Annotated in this window: 23 protein-coding genes; 15 read left to right on the forward strand and 8 right to left on the reverse strand. The window is 56.9% G+C overall.

Going from position 1 to position 20,173, the window contains the following annotated elements:
* On the reverse strand, nt 1-156 hold a 156-nt coding region (locus A3714_RS09710), incomplete at its 3' end, for a MerR family DNA-binding transcriptional regulator (protein WP_156493853.1).
* A 73-nt stretch (nt 157-229) separates the two neighbouring features.
* Here A3714_RS09710 and merT point away from each other — a divergent pair.
* The 5 genes from merT (at nt 230) to merA (ending at nt 3,102) form a co-directional block, all read left to right on the forward strand.
* Complete coding sequence (merT, locus tag A3714_RS09715; RefSeq protein WP_027965778.1) at nt 230-580, forward strand: mercuric ion transporter MerT; 351 nt, start codon at nt 230-232, stop codon at nt 578-580.
* Nucleotides 581-593: 13 nt separating this feature from the next.
* Nucleotides 594-890 (forward strand): mercury resistance system periplasmic binding protein MerP, encoded by a 297-nt coding sequence (gene merP / locus A3714_RS09720; RefSeq protein WP_022519794.1) that lies wholly within the window; start codon nt 594-596, stop codon nt 888-890.
* A 2-nt stretch (nt 891-892) separates the two neighbouring features.
* The gene (gene merF, locus A3714_RS09725; protein ID WP_033988342.1) at nt 893-1,150 is read left to right on the forward strand and encodes a mercury resistance system transport protein MerF; all 258 of its coding nucleotides are present in this window, start codon (nt 893-895) and stop codon (nt 1,148-1,150) included.
* A 73-nt stretch (nt 1,151-1,223) separates the two neighbouring features.
* Entirely contained in the window at nt 1,224-1,460 is a 237-nt protein-coding gene (locus A3714_RS09730; protein WP_062817350.1) for a mercury resistance system transport protein MerF, read from the forward strand.
* Nucleotides 1,453-3,102, forward strand: coding sequence for a mercury(II) reductase (gene merA, locus A3714_RS09735; protein WP_082051506.1), 1,650 nt, complete (start codon nt 1,453-1,455; stop codon nt 3,100-3,102). The genes A3714_RS09730 and merA overlap by 8 nt, the downstream gene beginning before the upstream one ends.
* A 156-nt stretch (nt 3,103-3,258) precedes the next feature.
* On the opposite strand, the gene A3714_RS18040 is transcribed toward merA, so the two are convergent.
* The 6 genes from A3714_RS18040 to A3714_RS09765 all read right to left on the reverse strand — a co-directional run bounded on the left by A3714_RS18040 (nt 3,259) and on the right by A3714_RS09765 (nt 10,704).
* On the reverse strand, nt 3,259-3,723 hold the full coding sequence (locus A3714_RS18040; protein ID WP_062817351.1) for a hypothetical protein: 465 nt from the start codon (nt 3,721-3,723) through the stop codon (nt 3,259-3,261).
* Between the two features lie 9 nt (nt 3,724-3,732).
* The gene (locus A3714_RS09745; protein ID WP_063508766.1) at nt 3,733-6,042 is read right to left on the reverse strand and encodes a heavy metal translocating P-type ATPase; all 2,310 of its coding nucleotides are present in this window, start codon (nt 6,040-6,042) and stop codon (nt 3,733-3,735) included.
* 30 nt (nt 6,043-6,072) lie between these two features.
* Nucleotides 6,073-7,425, reverse strand: coding sequence for an APC family permease (locus A3714_RS09750; RefSeq protein ID WP_082844683.1), 1,353 nt, complete (start codon nt 7,423-7,425; stop codon nt 6,073-6,075).
* A 129-nt stretch (nt 7,426-7,554) separates the two neighbouring features.
* The gene (locus A3714_RS09755; protein ID WP_011588644.1) at nt 7,555-8,304 is read right to left on the reverse strand and encodes a copper resistance protein B; all 750 of its coding nucleotides are present in this window, start codon (nt 8,302-8,304) and stop codon (nt 7,555-7,557) included.
* Complete coding sequence (locus tag A3714_RS09760) at nt 8,301-10,082, reverse strand: copper resistance system multicopper oxidase (RefSeq protein WP_063508768.1); 1,782 nt, start codon at nt 10,080-10,082, stop codon at nt 8,301-8,303. Before A3714_RS09760 ends, A3714_RS09755 begins: the two co-directional genes overlap by 4 nt.
* Nucleotides 10,083-10,170: 88 nt before the next feature.
* The gene (locus A3714_RS09765) at nt 10,171-10,704 is read right to left on the reverse strand and encodes a plastocyanin/azurin family copper-binding protein (RefSeq protein ID WP_022985569.1); all 534 of its coding nucleotides are present in this window, start codon (nt 10,702-10,704) and stop codon (nt 10,171-10,173) included.
* Nucleotides 10,705-10,907: 203 nt separating this feature from the next.
* Between A3714_RS09765 and A3714_RS09770 the strand changes: the two genes are divergently transcribed.
* From A3714_RS09770 to A3714_RS09805, 8 genes are all read left to right on the forward strand, one after another.
* Nucleotides 10,908-11,576, forward strand: coding sequence for a response regulator transcription factor (locus tag A3714_RS09770; RefSeq protein ID WP_007151491.1), 669 nt, complete (start codon nt 10,908-10,910; stop codon nt 11,574-11,576).
* Between the two features lie 19 nt (nt 11,577-11,595).
* A complete protein-coding gene (locus A3714_RS09775; RefSeq protein WP_011588647.1) occupies nt 11,596-12,930 on the forward strand; it encodes an ATP-binding protein in 1,335 nt (444 codons plus the stop codon).
* A 675-nt stretch (nt 12,931-13,605) separates the two neighbouring features.
* Nucleotides 13,606-13,800, forward strand: coding sequence for a hypothetical protein (locus A3714_RS18220; protein WP_230457875.1), 195 nt, complete (start codon nt 13,606-13,608; stop codon nt 13,798-13,800).
* Nucleotides 13,801-13,882: 82 nt separating this feature from the next.
* Nucleotides 13,883-14,377 carry a RadC family protein gene (locus A3714_RS09785; protein WP_062817356.1) on the forward strand — a complete coding sequence of 165 codons (495 nt, stop codon included), beginning with the start codon at nt 13,883-13,885 and terminating at the stop codon, nt 14,375-14,377.
* Nucleotides 14,378-14,476: 99 nt separating this feature from the next.
* Complete coding sequence (locus A3714_RS09790) at nt 14,477-15,445, forward strand: DUF932 domain-containing protein (protein ID WP_063508769.1); 969 nt, start codon at nt 14,477-14,479, stop codon at nt 15,443-15,445.
* An 84-nt stretch (nt 15,446-15,529) separates the two neighbouring features.
* The gene (locus A3714_RS09795; RefSeq protein WP_230457726.1) at nt 15,530-16,030 is read left to right on the forward strand and encodes a hypothetical protein; all 501 of its coding nucleotides are present in this window, start codon (nt 15,530-15,532) and stop codon (nt 16,028-16,030) included.
* A complete protein-coding gene (locus A3714_RS09800; RefSeq protein WP_063508770.1) occupies nt 16,027-17,034 on the forward strand; it encodes a YqaJ viral recombinase family protein in 1,008 nt (335 codons plus the stop codon). The genes A3714_RS09795 and A3714_RS09800 overlap by 4 nt, the downstream gene beginning before the upstream one ends.
* 94 nt (nt 17,035-17,128) lie before the next feature.
* On the forward strand, nt 17,129-18,010 hold the full coding sequence (locus A3714_RS09805) for a hypothetical protein (protein ID WP_063508771.1): 882 nt from the start codon (nt 17,129-17,131) through the stop codon (nt 18,008-18,010).
* Here A3714_RS09805 and A3714_RS09810 read toward each other — a convergent pair.
* Nucleotides 18,007-18,336 (reverse strand): helix-turn-helix domain-containing protein, encoded by a 330-nt coding sequence (locus A3714_RS09810; RefSeq protein ID WP_230457725.1) that lies wholly within the window; start codon nt 18,334-18,336, stop codon nt 18,007-18,009. The genes A3714_RS09805 and A3714_RS09810 overlap by 4 nt on opposite strands.
* Before the next feature lie 250 nt (nt 18,337-18,586).
* On the opposite strand from A3714_RS09810, the gene A3714_RS09815 reads away from it, so the two are divergent.
* Both A3714_RS09815 and A3714_RS09820 read left to right on the forward strand, forming a co-directional pair.
* The gene (locus tag A3714_RS09815; protein WP_063509630.1) at nt 18,587-19,147 is read left to right on the forward strand and encodes a DUF4339 domain-containing protein; all 561 of its coding nucleotides are present in this window, start codon (nt 18,587-18,589) and stop codon (nt 19,145-19,147) included.
* Nucleotides 19,148-19,186: 39 nt separating this feature from the next.
* A complete protein-coding gene (locus A3714_RS09820; RefSeq protein ID WP_063509631.1) occupies nt 19,187-19,975 on the forward strand; it encodes a hypothetical protein in 789 nt (262 codons plus the stop codon).
* Nucleotides 19,976-20,173 lie beyond the last annotated feature (198 nt).

The following is a 20,173-nucleotide window of genomic DNA, read 5'->3' on the forward strand; positions in this document are numbered from 1 at the left end:
GGCACCATAGCGTCGAATACCTCCGGGAGGGCGTTCGGGCTCCGATAATAGCCCTCGTCGCTGGTAATAGCGGATTGTCTCGACATTGACGCCGGCCGCCTTGGCCAGGCCGCCAATGGTCATGGTGTCCGCCACTTTATCTGCATGTCTCTTCATGATGCTTGACTCCGTACCAAGCTACGGAAGTAACCTTATCGTAGCTCCCCCCATCCCGAAAGGAGAATCGTCAATGCGGACATCTAAAACGGGGCGAGGGCCCCTGGCCGCCGGAGGAGTCGCGGCCCTCCTGGCCTCGGCGTGTTGCCTCGGCCCGCTGGTGCTGATCACGCTGGGCGTTTCCGGCGCCTGGATCAGCAATCTGGCGGCGTTGGAGCCCTATCGCCCGCTCTTTATCGGCGTCGCGCTGGTGGCGATGTTCTTCGCCTGGCGTCGCGTCTTTCGGCCAGTGGAAAAGTGCCAGCCGGGAGAGGTGTGTGCCGTGCCACGGGTCAGGACGGGCTACAAGGCGATCTTCTGGCTCGTATCGCTGCTGGTGCTAATCGCCCTGGTATTCCCCTACATCTTGCCCCTGTTCTATTAAAAGGAGATCTACCATGAAAGCTCGTTTCGCCTTCATCGCGCTACTCGCCCTGCTCAGCACGCCCGCCTTAGCGGCCCTGCAGACCGTGACGCTGTCGGTGCCGGGCATGACCTGTGCCGCCTGCCCGATCACCGTCAAGGCCGCCCTCAACAAGGTGGACGGCGTCTCGCAAGTCGACGTGAGCTACGCGGATCTCGAGGCCGTGGTCACCTTTGACGACGCCCGAACGTCGGTGGAGGCATTGACCGAGGCCACCATCAACGCTGGGTATCCATCAACCCCGACATCCTCGCAAGCGGATCGAGAGTGATCATGAAGAATCCCAAGCCCCTGCTGCGCGTGAGCGTGATCGGCACCGTCCTGGTGGCATTGTGCTGCTTTACGCCGATCCTGGTGATCCTGCTTGGCACGGTGGGCCTGGCGGGGCTGACGGGCTATCTCGACGTTGTGTTATTGCCGGCCCTGGCCTTCTTCATCGGCCTGACCATTTATGCGATTTGGCGTAAGAAGCAGTTCGACGCCTGTTGTGACAACGGCTCTATCAAATCAAGGAATACGCCCCCTGAGTGACATCAAGCAGCTGCACATCGCGGTCATCGGGTGAGTTGTTTACGAGCTTGCCCGCCACGGTGAAGGAATAAGCGTGAAAGATTCGCAGAAATTTTTAAGCGTCGTGCTTGGCACCGGGTTGATGGTGCTGTGTTGCGCGCCAATCGCCCTGGTGCTATTCGGTACGGCGGGCCTGGCCGCGTTGGCAGGCTATCTCGATTACCTGCTGTTTGCCGCCCTGGCCATCGGCTTACCTCTCTACGCGCGATACCACAAGCGGAAGCAGGATGCCGGCTTTACTAATGAAGACTCGGAGAAACGTGATGATTGAACTCAACGTGAGTGGCATGACCTGTGACCGCTGTGCGGATCATGTCAGGGAAGCCCTGGAGAAGCTGCCCGGCGTGCAGTCGGTGGAGGTATCCTATCCTCAGGGGACGGCATCGGTAGCCGTTGATCCGGAGACACCGGCCTCGGCGTTGACGTTTGCCGTGACCCGACTTGGCTACCAAGCTCGACTGGCCAACAGTGGGCCCACTTCCCCGGCAGGCGCATCGGTGTCCAAGGGCCGTGATGAAGACGCCCCGCACATCGCGGTGATCGGCAGCGGCGGCGCCGCCATGGCGGCGGCCCTGAAAGCCGCCGAGCGCGGCGCCCGGATCACCCTGATCGAACGCGGCACCGTCGGCGGTACCTGTGTCAATACAGGCTGTGTGCCTTCGAAGATCATGATTCGCGCGGCCCATATTGCCCACTTGCGTACGGAAAGTCCCTTCGATGCAGGCCTGAGCGCCCAGGCGCCGGTGGTGGATCGGGCCAAGCTGCTCGAGCAGCAGCAGCGACGTGTCGAGGAACTGCGTGACGCCAAGTACGAGGGGATTCTGCGCGACCACCCGGCCATCACGGTCCTGCACGGCGAGGCCCGGTTTATCGATGCCCATAGCCTGATGGTCAAGCTGAACGAGGGCGGCGAGCAGGTCGTCCACTTCGACCGCGCCTTAATCGGTACTGGCGCCCGACCGGCAGTACCGCCGATCCCGGGTCTTGCCGACACCCCCTACCTGACCTCTACCAGTGCGCTGGCCCTGGACACCCTTCCCGAGCGGCTGATTGTGATCGGCGCCTCGGTGGTGGCCCTGGAACTGGCCCAGGCCTTCGCCCGGCTGGGCAGCCGGGTCACGGTGCTGGCCCGCAGCCGCCTGCTCTCCCAGGAAGACCCGGCGGTAGGGGATGCGGTGGAGGCGGCGTTTCGCCGCGAGAGCATCGAGGTCCTCAAGCAGACCCAGGCGAGCCGCGTGGACTACACCGACAATGAATTCATTGTCGACACCAACGCCGGCACCTTGCGGGCGGATCAACTGCTGGTGGCCACCGGACGGACACCCAATACCGAGGCCCTGAACCTGGCGAGCCTCGGCGTGGAAACCGCACGTGGGGCGATTCTGGTCGATGAGCATCTGCACACCACGGTGCCGGGGCTCTATGCCGCCGGTGACTGCACCGATCAGCCGGAGTTCGTCTATGTCGCCGCCGCCGGGGGCAGCCGGGCTGCCGTCAACATGACCGGGGGCGAAGCCACCCTGGACCTGAGCGCCATGCCGGCGGTGATCTTCACCGACCCCCAGGTGGCCACCGTCGGCCTGACGGAAGCCGAGGCCATCGAGCAAGGCTTCAGCGTCGATACCCGCGAGCTGGACCTGGAAAACGTGCCGCGTGCGCTGGTGAATTTCGACACCGGTGGTTTCATCAAGCTGGTGGCCGAACGCGACTCGGGCCGGTTGCTGGGGGTGCAGGCGGTGGCGGGGGAAGCCGGTGAGCTGATCCAGACGGCGGTGATGGCGCTACGCGCACGCATGACCGTACACGACATCGCCAATGAGCTATTTCCCTACCTGACCATGGTGGAAGGGCTCAAGCTCTGTGCCCAGACTTTCACCAAGGATGTGACGCAGTTGTCCTGCTGTGCCGGGTGAACGATATGAGCGCGACCGTGGTGCCACTGGGCGGCGGCACCACGGGTTTTGGGCATGGACACCACAGGGAGCTCTGTCACGATGAACACGACACTACCCGATTGCGGGATGATGGGGGCGATGGGCTGGATAATGCCAGTGATCGGAATTGCCCTACTATTGCTGCTGGTCCTGGGCATCGCCTGTTTGGTGAAGTATCTGCTCTCTAGCAAGTGAGCGTACTGAGCGAGCCATCAACCAGCTAATCCGTTGTGGGTTGAGTTTGTCGGCCACCTTTCTCTCTCGCATACCAACCAGATAATCCGGATACCCGATTAAAGTTGAACGGGCTGAGCAAACCCCGTGGAACTTGATCACGGTCAACAGATCACGGATGAAGTCGCTTAAGGCGCCAGCTATGGCAAAATAGCCCCTACTCGAGGCTCCACGCCGATGGCCTAGGATTGCATGCCCAAAGATCCGGTAGGCAGGTATTTCCGTGCCCAGCTTCTCCTTCATCGTGGTTTTGACGTCGATTTCGATCAGCACCCCGAAGCAGTTATCCGTGAGAGACTGACGCGCTCGTTTGTCAACCGCCTCAAAATCAGCATCTTCTATGGTTCGATCAATAGTGTACGGCACCAGCTATTATTACTTAGGGCCAAGCTTGATAACTCGCAGGCGCAATGCATTCACAATCACGCTGAAAGACGACAGCGACATTGCAGCAGCCGCGAAGATCGGTGAAAGCAGTATCCCGAAGAACGGGTACAAAACCCCCGCCGCAATCGGAACGCCCGCGGAGTTGTACACAAAAGCAAAGAACAGGTTCTGTCGGATATTGCGCATGGTCGCCAGCGACAGACGACGCGCTTCTACAATACCCATCAAGTCGCCGCGCAGCAGCGTAATGCCCGCGCTTTCGATGGCCACATCTGTGCCGGTGCCCATGGCCACCCCCACGTCCGCCGTTGCCAATGCAGGCGCGTCGTTAACGCCATCACCCGCCATCACGACAACACCCCCTTCATCTTTCAGACGCTGGACGATCTTGCCCTTATCTTCCGGCAGTACCTCCGCTTCCACTTCATCGATATGCAATTTGCGAGCAACCGCCTCGGCCGAGGTGTAGTTATCGCCAGTCAGCATGACCACTCGAATGCCGTCTTTTTGCAGCGCGACAATAGCAGCGTGGGTCGTTCTCTTGATGGGATCGGAGATGGCCAACAGCCCAGCGATTTTTCCATCGACGGCGGCAAAAATCACGGTAGCACCATCTTTGCGATGCTCGTCGGCATCGCTGTCAAATTTAGTGGTGTCGACATTCTCCGACTCCATGAGAAGACGATTACCAAGCAGCACCCGCTTGCCGTCGATTTTTCCTGTTACCCCTTTACCGTTGGGAGAATCGAAGTCTTCCGCATCCGGCAGCTTCAGCTCCATGCCCTTGGCTTTGTCCAGAATGGCGTGGGCCAGTGGATGCTCACTGCCTTTCTCGAGTCCGCCCGCAAAACGCATCAAAGCATCGTCATCGTACCCATTCGCTGTAACAATTCGGGTGATTTGTGGCTGCCCCTCTGTCAACGTGCCGGTCTTATCCACTACCACCGTATCTACCTTTTCCATGCGTTCAAGGGCTTCCGCATCGCGGATCAGCACACCACTTTGGGCGCCGCGGCCAACACCTACCATGATCGACATCGGCGTTGCCAGACCCAGTGCGCAAGGGCAGGCAATGATCAGAACACTGACCGCCGCAATCAGCCCGAACGCCATGGGCGGTGTCGGCCCAAGGAATGACCAGGCTATAAAGGCAACAATGGCAATTAGGATCACGGTGGGCACAAACCAGCTCGCCACCTTATCGGCAAGCCCCTGGATCGGTGCGCGGCTGCGTTGGGCGCTAGCCACCATCTGCACGATTTGGGAAAGCATGGTGTCCCGGCCAACCTTGTCGGCCCGCATGATAAAGCTGCCCTGTTGGTTAATACTGCCGCCAATCACTTGGTCGCCAGACTTTTTGCTGACTGCAAGAGGCTCACCGGTCACCATGGACTCATCCACGTTGGAGCTGCCTTCAAGTAACTCACCGTCCAGCGGCACCTTGTCCCCCGGGCGCACTCGCAGGCGATCACCCACCTTGACCTGATCCAGCGACACATCGGACTCGTCGCCCTGGTCATCCAGCTTTCGGGCCGTCGCCGGTGCCAGATCCAGCAGCGCCTTGATCGCGCCCGAGGTTTTCTCCCGGGCCCGCAGTTCAAGCACCTGGCCTAACAGAACCAGCACCACGATGACCGCAGCCGCCTCGAAGTAGACGGCGACAGAACCGTCTTCCTGCCGAAAGGCGTCGGGGAAAATCTGGGGCGCCAGTGTCGCCACCAGGCTGTAGATCAGCGCCACGCCAGTACCAATGGCAATGAGCGTGAACATGTTCAGATTGCGGCTGACGACGGACTTCCAGCCTCTGACAAAGAAAGGCCAGCCACACCAGGCCACTACTGGCGTCGCCAACACCAGTTGAATCCAGTTGGACATTTGTGGGGCAACGATCTGGTCAAGGCCGGTGAGATGTCCGCCCATTTCCAGCACCAATACCGGCAGGGCCAGCACCAGGCCAATCCAAAATCGACGGGTCATGTCTTTGAGCTCTGCCGAGGGCCCGTCATCCAGACTTACCTGCTCGGGCTCCAGGGCCATACCACAGATAGGGCAATCTCCGGGGCCCTGCTGGCGAATTTCCGGATGCATCGGGCAGGTGTACATGGTGCCCGGAGCCACGGGTTCGTCCTGTTTCTGTTCTCCACTGAGGTAGTGTCCCGGGTCGCCGTCAAACTTCGATTTGCACCCCGAAGAACAGAAATACCAGGTTTTCCCGCCATGCTCGCTGCGATGTTCCGCCGAGTGTGGATTCACCGACATGCCGCAAACAGGATCTTTGACCGTGTGCTCAGCCGTCATGGCCGATCCCTCCCTATCGAGTTCTGGTGATTAGTGATGATGAGCATGAGATTCTTTGTGTCCCGCTTCTTCGGCTTCTGTGGCCTTTTTCAGGAACAGTTGCTCGGCCACTGCGATAACAATCATGGTGACAACCGCCACGCCAATAACAAACAGGTCAGTATTCAGTTTGACCCAAACGAAGCCACCAAGAGCGAGCAAATCCAGAACAATTGCCACCGTGGGCACCCACACATTGGCCTTCACATCCTCCCGTAAATAGCGCAGAACGCCCCAATGGATAGCAATGTCCATGATCAGGTAAAAAATGATGCCCAGCGCTGCAATTCGGGACAGGTCGAAGAAGGCCGTGAGGATAAGCCCAAGCACCACGGTATAAACCAGCGTGTGCTTCTGGATGCTACCGGGCATGCCGAAATGACTGTGGGGGACCAGCTTCATTTCAGTCAGCATGGCCAACATGCGTGAGACGGCGAAAATACTGGCCAGAATGCCACCGGCGGTGGCCATCATCGCAATGGCGACGGTAAACCAGACGCCGTAGTCGCCCAATGCGGGACGCGCAGCGGCCGCCAGAGAGTAGTCCTGCGTTTTGATGATTTCCGCCAGGGACAGGTTACTGGCAACGGCGAAACCGACCAGGGTGTAGATCACCACGCAGGCTGCGATGGAAATAATAATCGCTCGCCCCACGTTTCTCTTGGGGTCTATGACTTCCGAGCCGCTGTTGGTGATGGTGGTAAAACCTTTGAAGGCCAGAATGCCAAGGGCCGTTGCCCCCAGGAAATTGCCAAAGGTTCCAGCCTCACCGGGGCTAGAGAAATCAACAGAAACACTGTCGGCAATCCAGATACCCACCATCCCGAAAACCAGAATGCCTCCGATCTTCAGGATACCTATAAAGGAAGCCACGCCCTGAATCATTCGGTTGCCCAACAGATTGATCAGAAACGCGGCCAGAATTAGTGAGACGCCAAGAATGGGCACCATGCGGCCACTTTCATCGCCATCGAACAGTTGCATGGTGTAAGAACCGAAGGTTCGCGCAAGAAAGCTCTGGGCAATCACCATCGAGAAATACATCAGCAAAGCATTGAAAGCCGTCGGTAACCGATTGCCATAGGCTTTGTGCAGGTACATGCCTATGCCCCCGGCTGACGGGTAGGCATTGGAAATTTTGATGTAGGAATAGGCACTGAAGCTTACGATTACCGCCGCGGCCAGAAACGCCAACGGGAAAAGAACGCCAGTCATCTGCGCCATCTGCCCGGTAAGGGCGAAGATACCGGCGCCAATCATGACACCGGTGCCCAGCATAACAGTTCCCGGAAGTGTAAGACTGCCTTTCTGATAGCGCGTGGTTCTGTCGTGCGTGCTGCTCATACAACCTCCTGTTGTTTTGAACGGCGTTTGATACTCAATAAATAGCCAATGCTAGCTTGGGTAGATCTCACTTGCATCAATGTCGAGAAAAACGGGCCAAAGAAATATCTTTAGCCCCTAAGTACCTGATCAGAGTGCGATGCGCGCTCCAATCACAGCAAACCAATCTGCTGTACTGCCGCCGTCCGCTTCGGCAAAGTCGGCACTATCGCCGTATTTGCGCTCATGCACCACGCCCACATAAGGCGAGAACGCACGGTCGATCAGATCATAGCTCAACCTGAGTCCGGTTTCGGTAGAAACCAGTCCTTTACCAACGCCAATTTCCCGGTCCTCGCTAAACGCAACCGTGGCATCCAGCGTTGCCGCCAGAATCCAGTAGTTGGTGAGAAGCAGCTCGTACTCTGCATCCAGTTCGGCTGACGTATCGCCATCCTTACTGACATACAGGTTTGCATCGATCTCAAACCATTGGGGAGCCAGCCCGGCTACACCGAGAACGGCATATGTACGGTCCGGCCCCTCGGGCGTATCGAAACGTACGCCCGCTTTGGCGTCGAAGAACTTGGAGATGGGGATCTGGCCGACCAGCTGGTTTTCCAGTGTTTCGTAGGCCTGCTCCTCTATCTCGTACTCCCCGGTTGTGAGCAACCGGACTTTGAACTCGTCGGTGCCATAGAAAGCATCCGCATTCCAGACGCCCAGTTCCTCGTCATCGTCGCTGTAGCGGTATTCAAACTCCTCGAATTGAACACCCCAGGTTGTGAGCGGCTGTTTACGAGCGGTGGTGTCGGAGATCATTTCCTGAGCTGTCACCGCCGTTGAGACACCAATAGAGGCAAGGAAGCTGACTGCGACAATTGATCGAATACAGCTCATACCTCACCTCCATCTTTGGCAATCACGTCTGTTTTGGCCTGCGTCGACTCTGGCCCACCTTCAACAATGACCTTGCGGAACATACCAGCGGCCGCGTGATAGGACAGGTGACAGTGGAACGCCCACTGACCGGGCGCGTCGACCTCGGTTTCCATGTAAACGGTGGTGCCGGGCTGCACACTGACCGTGTGTTTGATCGGGTTCCACTGGCCTGCGCCAACATCAAGGATGGACCACATACCGTGCAGGTGCATGGGGTGAGTCATCATGGTTTCGTTGACAAACTTGAAACGGACCCGCTCACCGTATTTGAGACGAATCGGATCGGCGTCTTCATACTTGACGCCATTAATGCTCCAGGTATACCGCTCCATATTGCCGGTCAAACGAAGCTCAATTTCCCGGGTCGGCTCGCGAACTTCATACAACGGATCCTGAGCCTTCAGGTCAGCGTAAGAGAGGAACTTTCCGCCATTGGCAGCTTTGGGCATGAGGCCACTGCCCTTGGCGTAAAAAGGATCGCTTTTTTCTTCTGTCCCCATCGCCATGGAACCATGGTCCATGCCGGACATGCCCGAATGATCCATATCTTTCATGTTGGAATGATCCATACCTTCCATATTGGAATGATCCATGCTGCCCATGTTGGAGTGGTCCATCCCGGACATATCTCCCGAGCTGCTCATATCCATGTTCCCATGATCCATGCCAGACATGCTGCCATGGTCCATACCGGGCATACCGCTCATATCAGCCATGGTCAGACGCGCTGGTTCACGCATTGGTGGCACAGACCCTTCCATACCCTTTTCGGGGGCCAGCGTCGCTCTTGCATAGCCTGAACGTCCCATGGATTCGGCAAAAATGGTATAAGCCTGCTCATCTTTCGGGCGCACGATCACATCGTAGGTTTCCGCTACACCGATCCGGAACTCGTCCACACTGACCGGCTGAACGTTGTTGCCATCAGCCTGGACAACCGTCATATCCAGACCGGGAATCCGGATGTCGAAGTAGGTCATCGCCGAAGAGTTGATAAAACGCAGCCGGATGCGCTCGCCCGGCTCAAAGAGTCCGGTCCAGTTCTGGTCCGGCCCTTTACCATTGATCAGGCCCGTAAAGCCATGCACGTCTTCGACGTCTGCTTTCATCATGCGCATGCCACCCCAGGCCATGCGATCCCGAACTGTGTTCATAAAACCGTTCTCGGACACATCCGAGAAAAACTCGCCCACGGTCTGCTGATCGCGGTTGTAATAATCAGTCATCATTTTCAAGTTGCGCATGATGCGATCACCGGAATGCGGGTGTTTGTCGGTCAATTGGACGACGTATTCGCGGTCGTAACGGAACGGTTCACGCCCCTCGGGTTCGATAACGATGGAACCGTAGGCGCCATCCGGCTCCTGAAAACCAGAGTGGCTGTGGAACCAGTAGGTGCCCGCTTGCTGGATGGGAAATTCGTAGGTAAAGGTTTCACCCGGCTTGATGCCCGGGAAACTGATACCTGGTACTCCATCCTGATCGAAAGGAAGGATCAGACCGTGCCAGTGAATGGACGTCATCTCATCCAGATTGTTGGTCACGTTGATCCTGACGTTTTCGCCTTCTTTGAAGCGCATCACCGGCCCCGGAGATACGCCATTGTATCCAATGCCTTCTTTCACGAAATCGCCAGTATCAATTTTTACCCGGTCGACCGTCAGGTCGTACTCACCAGCCATAACCATGGCTGGCATCAGCAGGCTTAAAAGTCCTGTCAGTAGGCGTGTTTTCATCTTTTTCTTACTCCAAACTGCACTTCGTTGAAGCAGGGCTGGAAAACAGTCCCAACCCGTGCATTCGCGGGGTTGTCAGTACGCCGGTTTACTCAAAGTTAACGTCACCGTACATGCCGGCCTGGTAGTGGCCTGGCACGTTGCATGCGAACTCAATGTCGCCTTTTTCCGTAAACTTCCAGACAACTTCCTTGCTCTGTCCGGGCTCAAGCAACACGCTGTTTGGATCGTCATGCTTCATGGTTTTTCCGTTGCCCATGTCCATGCTCATCATGTCGTGATTCAGCTTCCCGCCCTGAATCACGCCGTGCTCTACCATCATCATCATTTCCTCCTGATGCCCCTCATGCATCTCAGGTGTGCCGATGTTGAACTCGTGAACGAGGTTCCCCTTGTTCTCCACCACGAACCGCACCGTTTCCCCGGGGCTTACGATGATTGATTCCGGTTCATAGTAATTGTCGTACATTTCGACTGTTATGGTTCGGCTGGCCTCTGAGGCTTTGCCGGGCTCACCACTCGCAGCGCCGTGATCATGTCCTCCACCATGGGTTCCAGCGGCAAAGGTGGTCGCCGACAATAAGATAGTTGCGGCAGCAACGAGGAATTTTGATACGGTCATATATCTTCTCCTTTGAACAGCTTTGGCCCTGAGGGCCGGGTTGTCTCACTCAAAACTTGAGCAATATCCAGAAGCGGTTGCTACCATCGCTCAGCAACCTGAATCCAGGCTGAAAATCGGAATTATTTTTTGTTCTGGCACAATTCAGCTTGGGCAGCGACACTGACGGACTCTGATGCTCAATTTAGAAAGGCAGTTCAGGAATGAGATTACTTCTGGTGGAAGATGACTACCTGCTGACAAATGGGCTAAGCGCCCAACTGGAAAAGGCCGGTTTCAGCGTGGATACCGCCCGTACAGCGCGGGAAGCCCGGCACCTCGGGCAGCAGGAAAGTTACCGCGCCGGTATTCTTGACCTGGGCCTGCCCGACGGCAACGGCCTGGACGTACTGAAACAGTGGCGGACGCATAAGGTCAGTTTCCCGGTGTTGATCCTGACCGCCAGGGGAGACTGGCAGGACAAGGTCAATGGCTTGAAGGCCGGCGCCGATGATTACCTCGCGAAGCCTTTCCAGACCGAAGAGCTGATTGCCCGACTTCACGCCATCGTCCGGCGAAGCGAAGGCAGAATAATGGATACCCTGACAGCGGGCCGGTTCGAGCTGGACGAAAATCGCCAGACGTTAAGGGCCGGTGACGAGACCGAACATAGCCTGACCGGTACGGAGTTCCGTTTGCTCCGATGTCTGATGAGTCGTCCCGGGCAGGTTTTCTCGAAAGAACAGCTTCTCGACCAGCTATACAGCATCGACGACATACCCAGCGAGAACGTGATCGAAGCGTATGTGCGGCGGCTCAGGAAGCTGGTGGGACCGGACACCATCAAGACCCGACGTGGTCAGGGGTACCTGTTCGATGCCGATAGCCGTTAGACCTCGCTCAGTCAGGGGGATGCTCCTGATTCTGCTGCTTCCGGCCGGCATTGGTCTGATGGCACTGGCTTGGATCATCCATGGGGCCTTGCTGGAGAGGATGACCATGGACTTAGTAGAACGCCGCTTGAAAGATGAGGTAGCTTTTCTGGAACACCAGATCCGCCAATCCGGTGGCCAGATTGATACACTCCAGACCGGCGACTATTTTCAGGAAGTGCTCCTCCACGCCTTCGCCATCGCCATCGCTTCTCCGTCTGGGCAGTCCATCTCACCGGAGACCTGGACTCCGATTCTGAGGCCGTTGCTCACCTCCGGGCAGGAGGGAGCCGTGAGAGCCAGGGATGCTGAGGTACCAGCTGCGCCTTCCCAAATGCTTGGGTATCGCCGTGCCTTCACGGTCGACGGAAACCCCTTCGTGATCATTGTTGCCGAGGATATGGAGGCGCTTCATCGGAGCCAGGCCAAACTCCATATCTGGACTGCCGTCGTCTCGGTTTTACTGGTCATTCTGATGATCGGGAGCATATGGCTGGGAATCACTCTGGCCCTGCGGTCAATAGCGGGCCTTCAGATGAACCTGAAAAAACTTCAGTCAGGCGAGCTCTCCCGTATTAACGCAGACGGCCCGGAGGAGTTCCAGCCCCTCGTCCGGCAACTCAATCGACTGCTGGATTCACTGGATGACCGGCTGGAACGCTCCCGTGACGCACTTGCCAACCTTTCCCACAGCGTGAAAACCCCCATAGCGGCTGTCAGACAGATCCTGGAAGACACCAGTCGCCCGCTCGATGAGAAGCTGAGATGGGAAATGGCGGCGCGCCTCGACGACATAGATGCTCAGCTTGAGGCCGAAATGCGGCGAAGCCGGTTTGCGGGTCCACAGGTCGGCCAAAGTGTATGTCCGATCAAACAGGCCCGGGATCTGCTGTGGATGCTTGGCCGCCTCTACCCCGATAAATCTTTTGAATTGTCAACGGATCTGCCTGAAAACCATCGCTGGCCTGTCGAGGAGCATGATCTGAACGAAATCCTTGGCAACTTGCTGGATAACGCAGGCAAATGGTCATCCCGCTGGGTGGAGCTCACGCTGAGTGAAGATCAAGAGCAGTTAAAAATTATCATCAGCGACGACGGAGCGGGCGTATCAGAAACAGCCCACTCACAATTGGGCAAGCGAGGATTGAGGCTGGACGAGCAAACACCCGGTCATGGATTGGGGCTGGCTATTGTCCACGCAATAGTTGAGCGTTATCAGGGACAGGTTCATTACACGTCCAGTAAGGTAGGAGGCCTTACTGCAGTTGTTGTAATCCCTGGTTCTGATCGATTCGGCGACCGGTCAGACAACTGACACCTTCACCCTCCATTCTCTATGCTTCAAGTCAAATTCATCAATAGTTGGGATGATGATTTGGAGTCTCGTCCAGCCTGTTCAATCTCGACCGCTCTATAATGAGCTTTCCCTGAAGGATACTGAATCTACACCCACTAACACTACTTGCTCTACTTGCAACCCAAAACAGCAAACCGATGCTTTTGATCATGAATTTTATACCCCCCCCCCCTTTCACTGCATGCCAGAGCCCGCCTTGTGCGGGCTTTTTCATGCCGTTTTGGAGTTTCTATGGATATTCGAGCGAGCTGGGCCTGTACCACGTACAGGGCTACGTTAATCCTGAGGAGATTATCAGTACGGCGGCCACCATTTTGTATGGCTGAAAGGTGTCTAGCAAACCGGTGGCGATTCACACACCTGAACTGACTTCCCACTTAGTAATTTCATTTCTGTTACCTAGTCTACGTCTCGATTCCAGATTTTTTCACCTACATATCACCCCCATGAAGCCAGGAAGGAATGACCCTCCTGGTCCCATTTCATGGAGGTTTAATGATCATTCAATGTCCCAGCTGCCAATCTATCCGGATAGCGGCGCTCCACACCGGGCGCAGGGTATGCGGCTCTGTCGGCACAGCCGCGGGTGCCGCGAGTGGAGTTGCGGCGGCCACAAGTGGCGCTCGTGTGGGTATGACGCTGGGCTATGTCGCGGGCCCTGGAGGATCGCTGCTCGGCGGCATAGCCGGTGCCGTGATCGGCGGCCTGATCGGAGGTGTTGCCGGCGGAGAGGCCGGTGCCGCTCTCGGTGACAAGCTCGACCAAACCTTTCTCGACAACCTGAAGTGCCTGGCTTGCGGCCACACCTTTCGACTCGACACCGATTAACCCGTATTTCGCACTTGCCCCCCCTTCACTACATACCAGAGCCCGCCTTGTGCGGGCTTTTTTATGCCGTTTTGGAGTTTTTATGGATATTCCCACTTTCGTGAAGAACGAGCAGGGCCTGTACCACGTGCAGGGCTGTGTTAAACCCGAGGAGATTGTCAGTACGGCGGCCACCATCCTACTGGATGAACTCACCGGTCGAGATACGCTCACTGCGCCCACCGATGTTGCCCAGTTCCTGCAGATGGCTCTGGCCCAGGAAAAAAACGAGGTCTTCGCGGCCATCTTCCTCAACAACAAACACAAGGTGCTCAGTTTCGAGCCCTTGTTCAACGGCACCATTGATGGCGCGGCGGTGTATCCCCGTGTAGTGGTACAGCAGGCGCTGGCCTGCAATGCCGCTGCCGTAATCTTTGCCCACAACCACCCCTCCGGGTGCTGTGAGCCCTCCCAGGCTGATCGCACCATCACCACCCGACTCAAGGACGCTCTGGCCCTGATCGATGTACGGGTACTGGATCACTTCGTCGTGTCCCGCTCCGAGTGGGTCAGCCTGGCCCAGCGTGGCTGGCTCTAAGCCTTCACTCTTCTGCTTTTGCTCTACCCCTGACTCACCCCCTCTTCTCATTCGCCAATCCGCCCGTTTCGGGCTCACCGTTTTTCTTGGAGATTTACCATGGCACATCTTGTCGAAAGCATGGCCTATGCAGGCCGCACCCCCTGGCACGGGCTGGGCAACCAGCTCGCCGCCCAACAGCCCCTCAATGTCTGGATGCAGGAAGCCGGCATGGACTGGGAGATCCGTGAGACTCCTGTTCGCTTCATTAGCAGCGAGGCTGGATCCCTGGGACAGATCTCATCCTTCCCGGATCAGAAGGTGCTGTTCCGATCAGATAATCAGGCGCCTCTGTCCGTAGTGAGCAACCGCTTCAAGGTGGTTCAGCCCCGGCAGATCCTGGAGTTTTACCGGGACCTCACCGAGCGCTCCGGCTTTGAACTGGAAACCGCTGGCGTCCTTAAAGGTGGCCGCAAGCTCTGGGCGCTGGCCCGCACCGGGCAAACAGGTTCTTTGGCTGGCAATGACCAGACCAACGGCTATGTGCTGCTGGCCACCGCCTGTGACGGTACCTTGGCGACCACTGCCCAGTTCACCAGCATCCGGGTGGTGTGCAACAACACCCTGGCGGTAGCCCTCAATGGCGCCGGCCAGGCGGTGAAAGTCCGGCACAACACCACCTTCGATGCTCAGGCGGTCAAGAAACAGCTGGGTATCTCCGTCTCTGCCTGGGATGACTTCATGTATCGCTTGAAAGCGCTGAGCGAACGACGGATCACCCGCAAGACCGCCGAGAAGGTCATGCGTTCGGTCTTCACCGATGTGAACTACTCCTCTGGGGACATGCTGGTGAAGCCCAACGAACAGGCCATGAAGAAGGCTATGGCGCTGTATGACGGGGCCGGTCGCGGCGCAGAGTTGCCGTCAGCCAAGAACACGGCCTACGGCCTGCTCAATGCAGTCACCGAGTTCGTGGACCACGAACGTCGCGCCCGCAGCACCGACAACCGGCTGGATTCCGCCTGGTTCGGCAAGGGTGCCCAGATCAAGCAGCGGGCCCTGAGCCAGACTCTGGAACTGGTGACCTGACTGATTCCCGACTCACTCTTTTTCCTCGACTAAAGCCCGACCCGCTCTGTGCCGGTCGGGCTTTTTATTGTTTGGAGCCTGACCATGACAGAACGTAATCACGATAGCCGTGTGAACCCGGAAGCCAGACTCTCTGCGCCACCCCTCTCCCCGCATCTGGCCGCCATCTGGGGCGCCTTTCTCCATGAAGGGGTGATGCTGAACAAGGAGCGCGGTACCCGGCTTCTGGAGATCTGGGGTAATGGATGCATTGAGCTGATCAGCACCCTGTGTGACTTCATCCCCGATATCTGGAAACAGGTGCAACCCTACTGGTATGGCCCGCAAGGGTTTCCTGGGGTGTTCGAGTACGAGGTGGTGTCTATCCTGGGCGAACAGCTGGGCACCTATCTGCTCGAGAATGATGGCGATTTACCGCCCAACACCGACATCCAACAGATGATCACCGAGCTGGTGGTCACTTTCTTCAGCCAGGGCGGTAGTCATGAGATCCCGTCGGATCAGACACCCCAGACCCACCGGCTGATCAATCTTCATGATCGCTTTACCGAGCGGCTGACCCAACTGGAAGGAGGACACTCATGAGCACGCCCCGCTCCATCAAATCCTCATCCCGCCCAGCCCTGCGCCTGGTGTCCACCAAGGGCATGAACCGGGAACAGTGGCTCAAGGTCCGCAAGCAAGGTATCGGGGCCAGCGATGCCGCTGCGGCCGTGGGACTTAATCCGTACCAATCGCCGCTTGAGCTGTGGATGATCAAGACCGGGCGGGATGGGCTGTTACCGGCCCCCGATCCTGACGACATCCATACCCCGCTGTACTGGGGCAATCTTCTTGAACCCAAGGTGGCCGAGGCCTATGCCAAGGCGACGGGCAACAAGGTACGGCGAGTGAATGCCGTGCTCCAGCACCCGGATGCAGACAAGCCCTGGATGCTGGCCAATCTGGATTACTCGGTAGTGGGAAATCCAGAGGTGCAGATCCTGGAGTGCAAAACCACCGGCCTCAATGGCGCCAGGCTCTGGGCCGATGGCGTACCAGAGTACATCCAGTGCCAGGTGCAGCATCAACTGGCCGTCACCGGCAAGCAGGCAGCGGACGTGGCGGTGCTGATCTGCGGGCAGGAGTTGCAGGTACACCGCATTGAGCGGGATGACGCCGTCATCAAGCAACTGATCGAGCTGGAACGGGCCTTTTGGCACTTGGTGGAAACCGATACGCCACCCGAGGCCGATGGCTCCGACTCCGCCGACCAGGCGCTGCGAGCGCTCTACCCTCGTGACGATGGCGAAGCGTTGGATCTCATTGAAGACACCGCACTCAACGGCGATTTCAGTGAGATGCTGGATATCCGGGAACGCCTAGCCCGTCTGGCCGAACGGGAAGCCCGGCTCAAGCAGCGCATCCAGCAACGCATGGGTGACGCCGCTCGGGCTTACTTCATGGATGGCCAGGTGAGCTGGAAGCGCAGCAAGGACAGTACAGTGCTCGACACTGACGCCCTGCTCAAGACTCAGCCCGCGCTACTGCAGCAATTCCCCAAGCATCGCGCTGGCAGTCGCCGGTTCCTCGTCAAACCCAACACCTGATCGTTCTCGCATCACCTCACTCAACACCCCACGCCTAACAGCATAAACGCCGGGCCCAGCCCGGCGGCTGTGCTTTTTATAACAGGAGATTCCCATGATCAAAGGACTCGCCATTACGCCCCCCGTGATTGGCCGTATCAGTATTGGCCGCATAGTAGAAAAGAACGGCAAGCGTCTGCCGGAGAAAGACGACCAATTCACCATCACTACCCAGATCCAGACCCGGGAGGGCTGGCTACCGCACCCACTGGATGAGGCCCTACGCCAGGAGGTACAAGGCAAGAAGCTACGCAGCATTCCCGTCACCCTGCCCTTCAATGATCCGGACCTGAACCTGCGGGCGGAGTACACCTTCTTCGAGCGCAAGAGTGGCCGGCCCCTGTGCAGTGGCGACGGGGAGACCTGCCGACGCCGCACCGACCAGGGCCTGGAGCAGTTACCCTGCCCCTCACCCGACCTATGCGAATTCGGTGCCCACGATCTGTGCAAACCCTACGGGCGGCTCTATGTACGGATCGGAGAGGAGGATGGACTGGGCTGCTTCGTGTTTCGGACCACCGGCTACAACAGCATCCGCACCCTGGCTGCCCGGCTGCGCTACTTCCATGCCATCAGTGGCGGCAACCTAGCCACCCTACCCCTGGAATTGAAGCTACGCGGGAAGAGCACTACCCAGAGCCACCGGGCACCGATCTACTACGTGGATCTGACGCTGCGCGCTGAGCAATCCATGGAGGATGCCGTCAGCCACGCCAGGGAAACGGCCAAGGTCAGGGAAGACCAGGGCATCAACCAAACAGAGCTGGACAAGGTAGCCCATGCAGGGCTGCTCAACGCTCAGTTCGAATACTCGGAGGAGGAAGGGTTACAGGTCGTGGAGGAGTTCGTGCCGGAAGGGTCGGCCCCACCGGGCAATACTCAACCGCAGTCGGCACAGGGACTCAGCCAGAAGCTGGCCGGACAACAGGCAGGCTAATCAATCATAGCCAGCAGGCCTTGGCGACGTTTAACGGACAGGCGCCGGTAGCCCTTGAGCAGTTGAGCTTCGGCGTCATTACGTACCTGGGCGTCATACTTGGACTTCAGCTCTGAGGCACCCTCAACCTGATCACCGCAGATCAGATGATCCAGCGATACACCGAGGACCGCCTTCAACTTCGGCAGTAAACGAAATCCGGGCGAATCACGGCCATTTTCCCAAGCGGATATCGTGGATTTGGTCACATGAAGCTCGTCGCCCAACTGCTCCTGGGTCAGACCCAACGCCAACCGTGCCGCCTTCAGGCGCTCGGGGAAGCTCATCACGCCCACTCCATCAATCTGATAGAGCAACGCTACGGCAGTGCCATACCTCTGTCGTACCGGAATACTTGACCCCCAAGGTGCAGCGTTGCAATACTTTGCGAGTCTTGAATTACATAACACTCAAACTGAGACACACCTTCCAAACCAACGGACACAGCGCCTGGGGGAGACCGCTCTTCCCAGGCACAGCACTCGACCTGTGCTTGGCTAAAAACCATGGAAGGACAGCCACTACAAGGAATGAACAATGGAAAACAGCACCACGGGGAACGAGATCTGGTTCTACGAACTCAACGGAGAAAGGAAGGGGGGCGTTTCTGAAACCGATCTCATCACCCTGATCAGCAACGGCACACTACGCCACGGATCATCCGTCTGGAAGAAGGGGTTCGCGGACTGGACCAACATCGAAGATACCCAGCTTCGGGAACACCTTGATGATACGACCCCACCGCCGCTAACCGGAGCCAAAGTCAACAACACCGTTGTATGGATTCTGGCGTTTGCCCCACTGATCGGCCTCACCCTGGAATACTTTGTGGCCTACATGGTTCACAGCAGCGAGTACCGTGCCGAGCAAGCCGTTGCCAGCGGCCATTTCATTTACATCACTCTCATACTCAATATCGCCCTGTCTTTCCTGGATGAAAAGAGACTCAAGAAAGCCGGCACTGATACCAGCACATTTGGTGGATGGGTGTGGCTGGTGCCCGTCTATCTCTACCAACGAACCCAAGCCCTGAAGCAGAACCTGGCGTACTTCATCGTCTGGATCGTCTGTTTCCTCTTAATTGTGGTTGGTGCTTAAGCCAATCACCTCATGGAAAGATTTTAAAAGAGAACCATCATGAAAAACCTCAAAGCAGCCCTAGCATGCATTTCCCTGGCAGCCCTATCCGGGTGCTCTTCTGAAATAGACGTCATCCGGGAGGGGCGTCTTGAATTACTCCCTGAATATACGGTTGGCCAGGCGCTGGATAACCGTAAGCTTTGTGAGAGCACAGACTGGTCTGTCATTGAGGACGAACGGGGCCGAGATGTCGTTCGTTACACCTGTGATTTCAAGGACATAGAAAAGAATTACAGGGATACAGCAAATGAAATGATCGATGCTGCAAAAAACGACAGCAGGCTGATCACATTGCAGGAAAGGTTAAACGAACTCGAATCAGAAATAGCGAGAGAAAAACAACTATTAAAGAAAGCCCAAAATCATATCGATAACGGGAATTCTTGGACTGAAAGGAAAACAGAAAACGGCTCCAGCTACACGGTTTGGCCTCGTGTGAAACAGCAATCAATAACCGATATAGAAAATCACGAAAGAGGGGTCCGGAGCATAAAAAACCAGATCTCGATGATTGAAAAAGAAAACCAGGACTCCCTCTCTCTGGCTCAGGAGACTCTTGAGAAATACAAAGGAGCCAGGGCCTTTGAAACCATTGACTGGGTGGTAATGGAGGACGAAAGCTTCATGGTGCTTTCCGGAAGCATGCATCATACCAACATATTCAAAGATACCATCGAAGAAACGCCACACGAGAACATACAGTCCGCCCTCTACCTAATTTACAACGAAAACTTCGACACACTATTTGCTTATGAAGATGCCCTACAGCAAATAGCGGAGCTTTGATCATACTTCAATAAGACCCAGTCGCTGACTAGAACGGGCAGCGAATCTGCCCGTTTTATCATCTCCTCAAACTAGGACAACTCAATGAGCAAAGATATTGACATCGAAAAATACACCTCCGAAGACATCACTACTGAAAAGCTCTCCGAACTCATTGCCAAGAAAGCTTCCTTTCAAATTGTCGCGGTCAAGAACATC

This window comes from Alcanivorax sp. HI0007 (assembly GCF_001635525.1).
Classification (GTDB): Bacteria; Pseudomonadota; Gammaproteobacteria; order Pseudomonadales; family Alcanivoracaceae; genus Alcanivorax.

Bases quoted from the DNA above. Each gene is read 5' to 3' on its own strand.
- A3714_RS18220 (WP_230457875.1), top strand. From the start codon at position 13,606: ATGACGCTGGGCTATGTCGCGGGCCCTGGAGGATCGCTGCTCGGCGGC.
- A3714_RS09775 (WP_011588647.1), top strand. From the start codon at position 11,596: ATGCTCCTGATTCTGCTGCTTCCGGCCGGCATTGGTCTGATGGCACTG.
- A3714_RS09820 (WP_063509631.1), top strand. From the start codon at position 19,187: ATGAAAAACCTCAAAGCAGCCCTAGCATGCATTTCCCTGGCAGCCCTA.
- A3714_RS09785 (WP_062817356.1), top strand. From the start codon at position 13,883: ATGGATATTCCCACTTTCGTGAAGAACGAGCAGGGCCTGTACCACGTG.
- A3714_RS09755 (WP_011588644.1), bottom strand. From the start codon at position 8,304: ATGAGCTGTATTCGATCAATTGTCGCAGTCAGCTTCCTTGCCTCTATT.
- merA (WP_082051506.1), top strand. From the start codon at position 1,453: ATGATTGAACTCAACGTGAGTGGCATGACCTGTGACCGCTGTGCGGAT.
- A3714_RS09745 (WP_063508766.1), bottom strand. From the start codon at position 6,042: ATGACGGCTGAGCACACGGTCAAAGATCCTGTTTGCGGCATGTCGGTG.
- merP (WP_022519794.1), top strand. From the start codon at position 594: ATGAAAGCTCGTTTCGCCTTCATCGCGCTACTCGCCCTGCTCAGCACG.
- A3714_RS09790 (WP_063508769.1), top strand. From the start codon at position 14,477: ATGGCACATCTTGTCGAAAGCATGGCCTATGCAGGCCGCACCCCCTGG.
- A3714_RS09815 (WP_063509630.1), top strand. From the start codon at position 18,587: ATGGAAAACAGCACCACGGGGAACGAGATCTGGTTCTACGAACTCAAC.
- A3714_RS09765 (WP_022985569.1), bottom strand. From the start codon at position 10,704: ATGACCGTATCAAAATTCCTCGTTGCTGCCGCAACTATCTTATTGTCG.
- A3714_RS09805 (WP_063508771.1), top strand. From the start codon at position 17,129: ATGATCAAAGGACTCGCCATTACGCCCCCCGTGATTGGCCGTATCAGT.
- A3714_RS09770 (WP_007151491.1), top strand. From the start codon at position 10,908: ATGAGATTACTTCTGGTGGAAGATGACTACCTGCTGACAAATGGGCTA.
- merF (WP_033988342.1), top strand. From the start codon at position 893: ATGAAGAATCCCAAGCCCCTGCTGCGCGTGAGCGTGATCGGCACCGTC.
- A3714_RS09750 (WP_082844683.1), bottom strand. From the start codon at position 7,425: ATGAGCAGCACGCACGACAGAACCACGCGCTATCAGAAAGGCAGTCTT.
- A3714_RS09795 (WP_230457726.1), top strand. From the start codon at position 15,530: ATGACAGAACGTAATCACGATAGCCGTGTGAACCCGGAAGCCAGACTC.
- merT (WP_027965778.1), top strand. From the start codon at position 230: ATGCGGACATCTAAAACGGGGCGAGGGCCCCTGGCCGCCGGAGGAGTC.
- A3714_RS09800 (WP_063508770.1), top strand. From the start codon at position 16,027: ATGAGCACGCCCCGCTCCATCAAATCCTCATCCCGCCCAGCCCTGCGC.
- A3714_RS09760 (WP_063508768.1), bottom strand. From the start codon at position 10,082: ATGAAAACACGCCTACTGACAGGACTTTTAAGCCTGCTGATGCCAGCC.
- A3714_RS09810 (WP_230457725.1), bottom strand. From the start codon at position 18,336: ATGAGCTTCCCCGAGCGCCTGAAGGCGGCACGGTTGGCGTTGGGTCTG.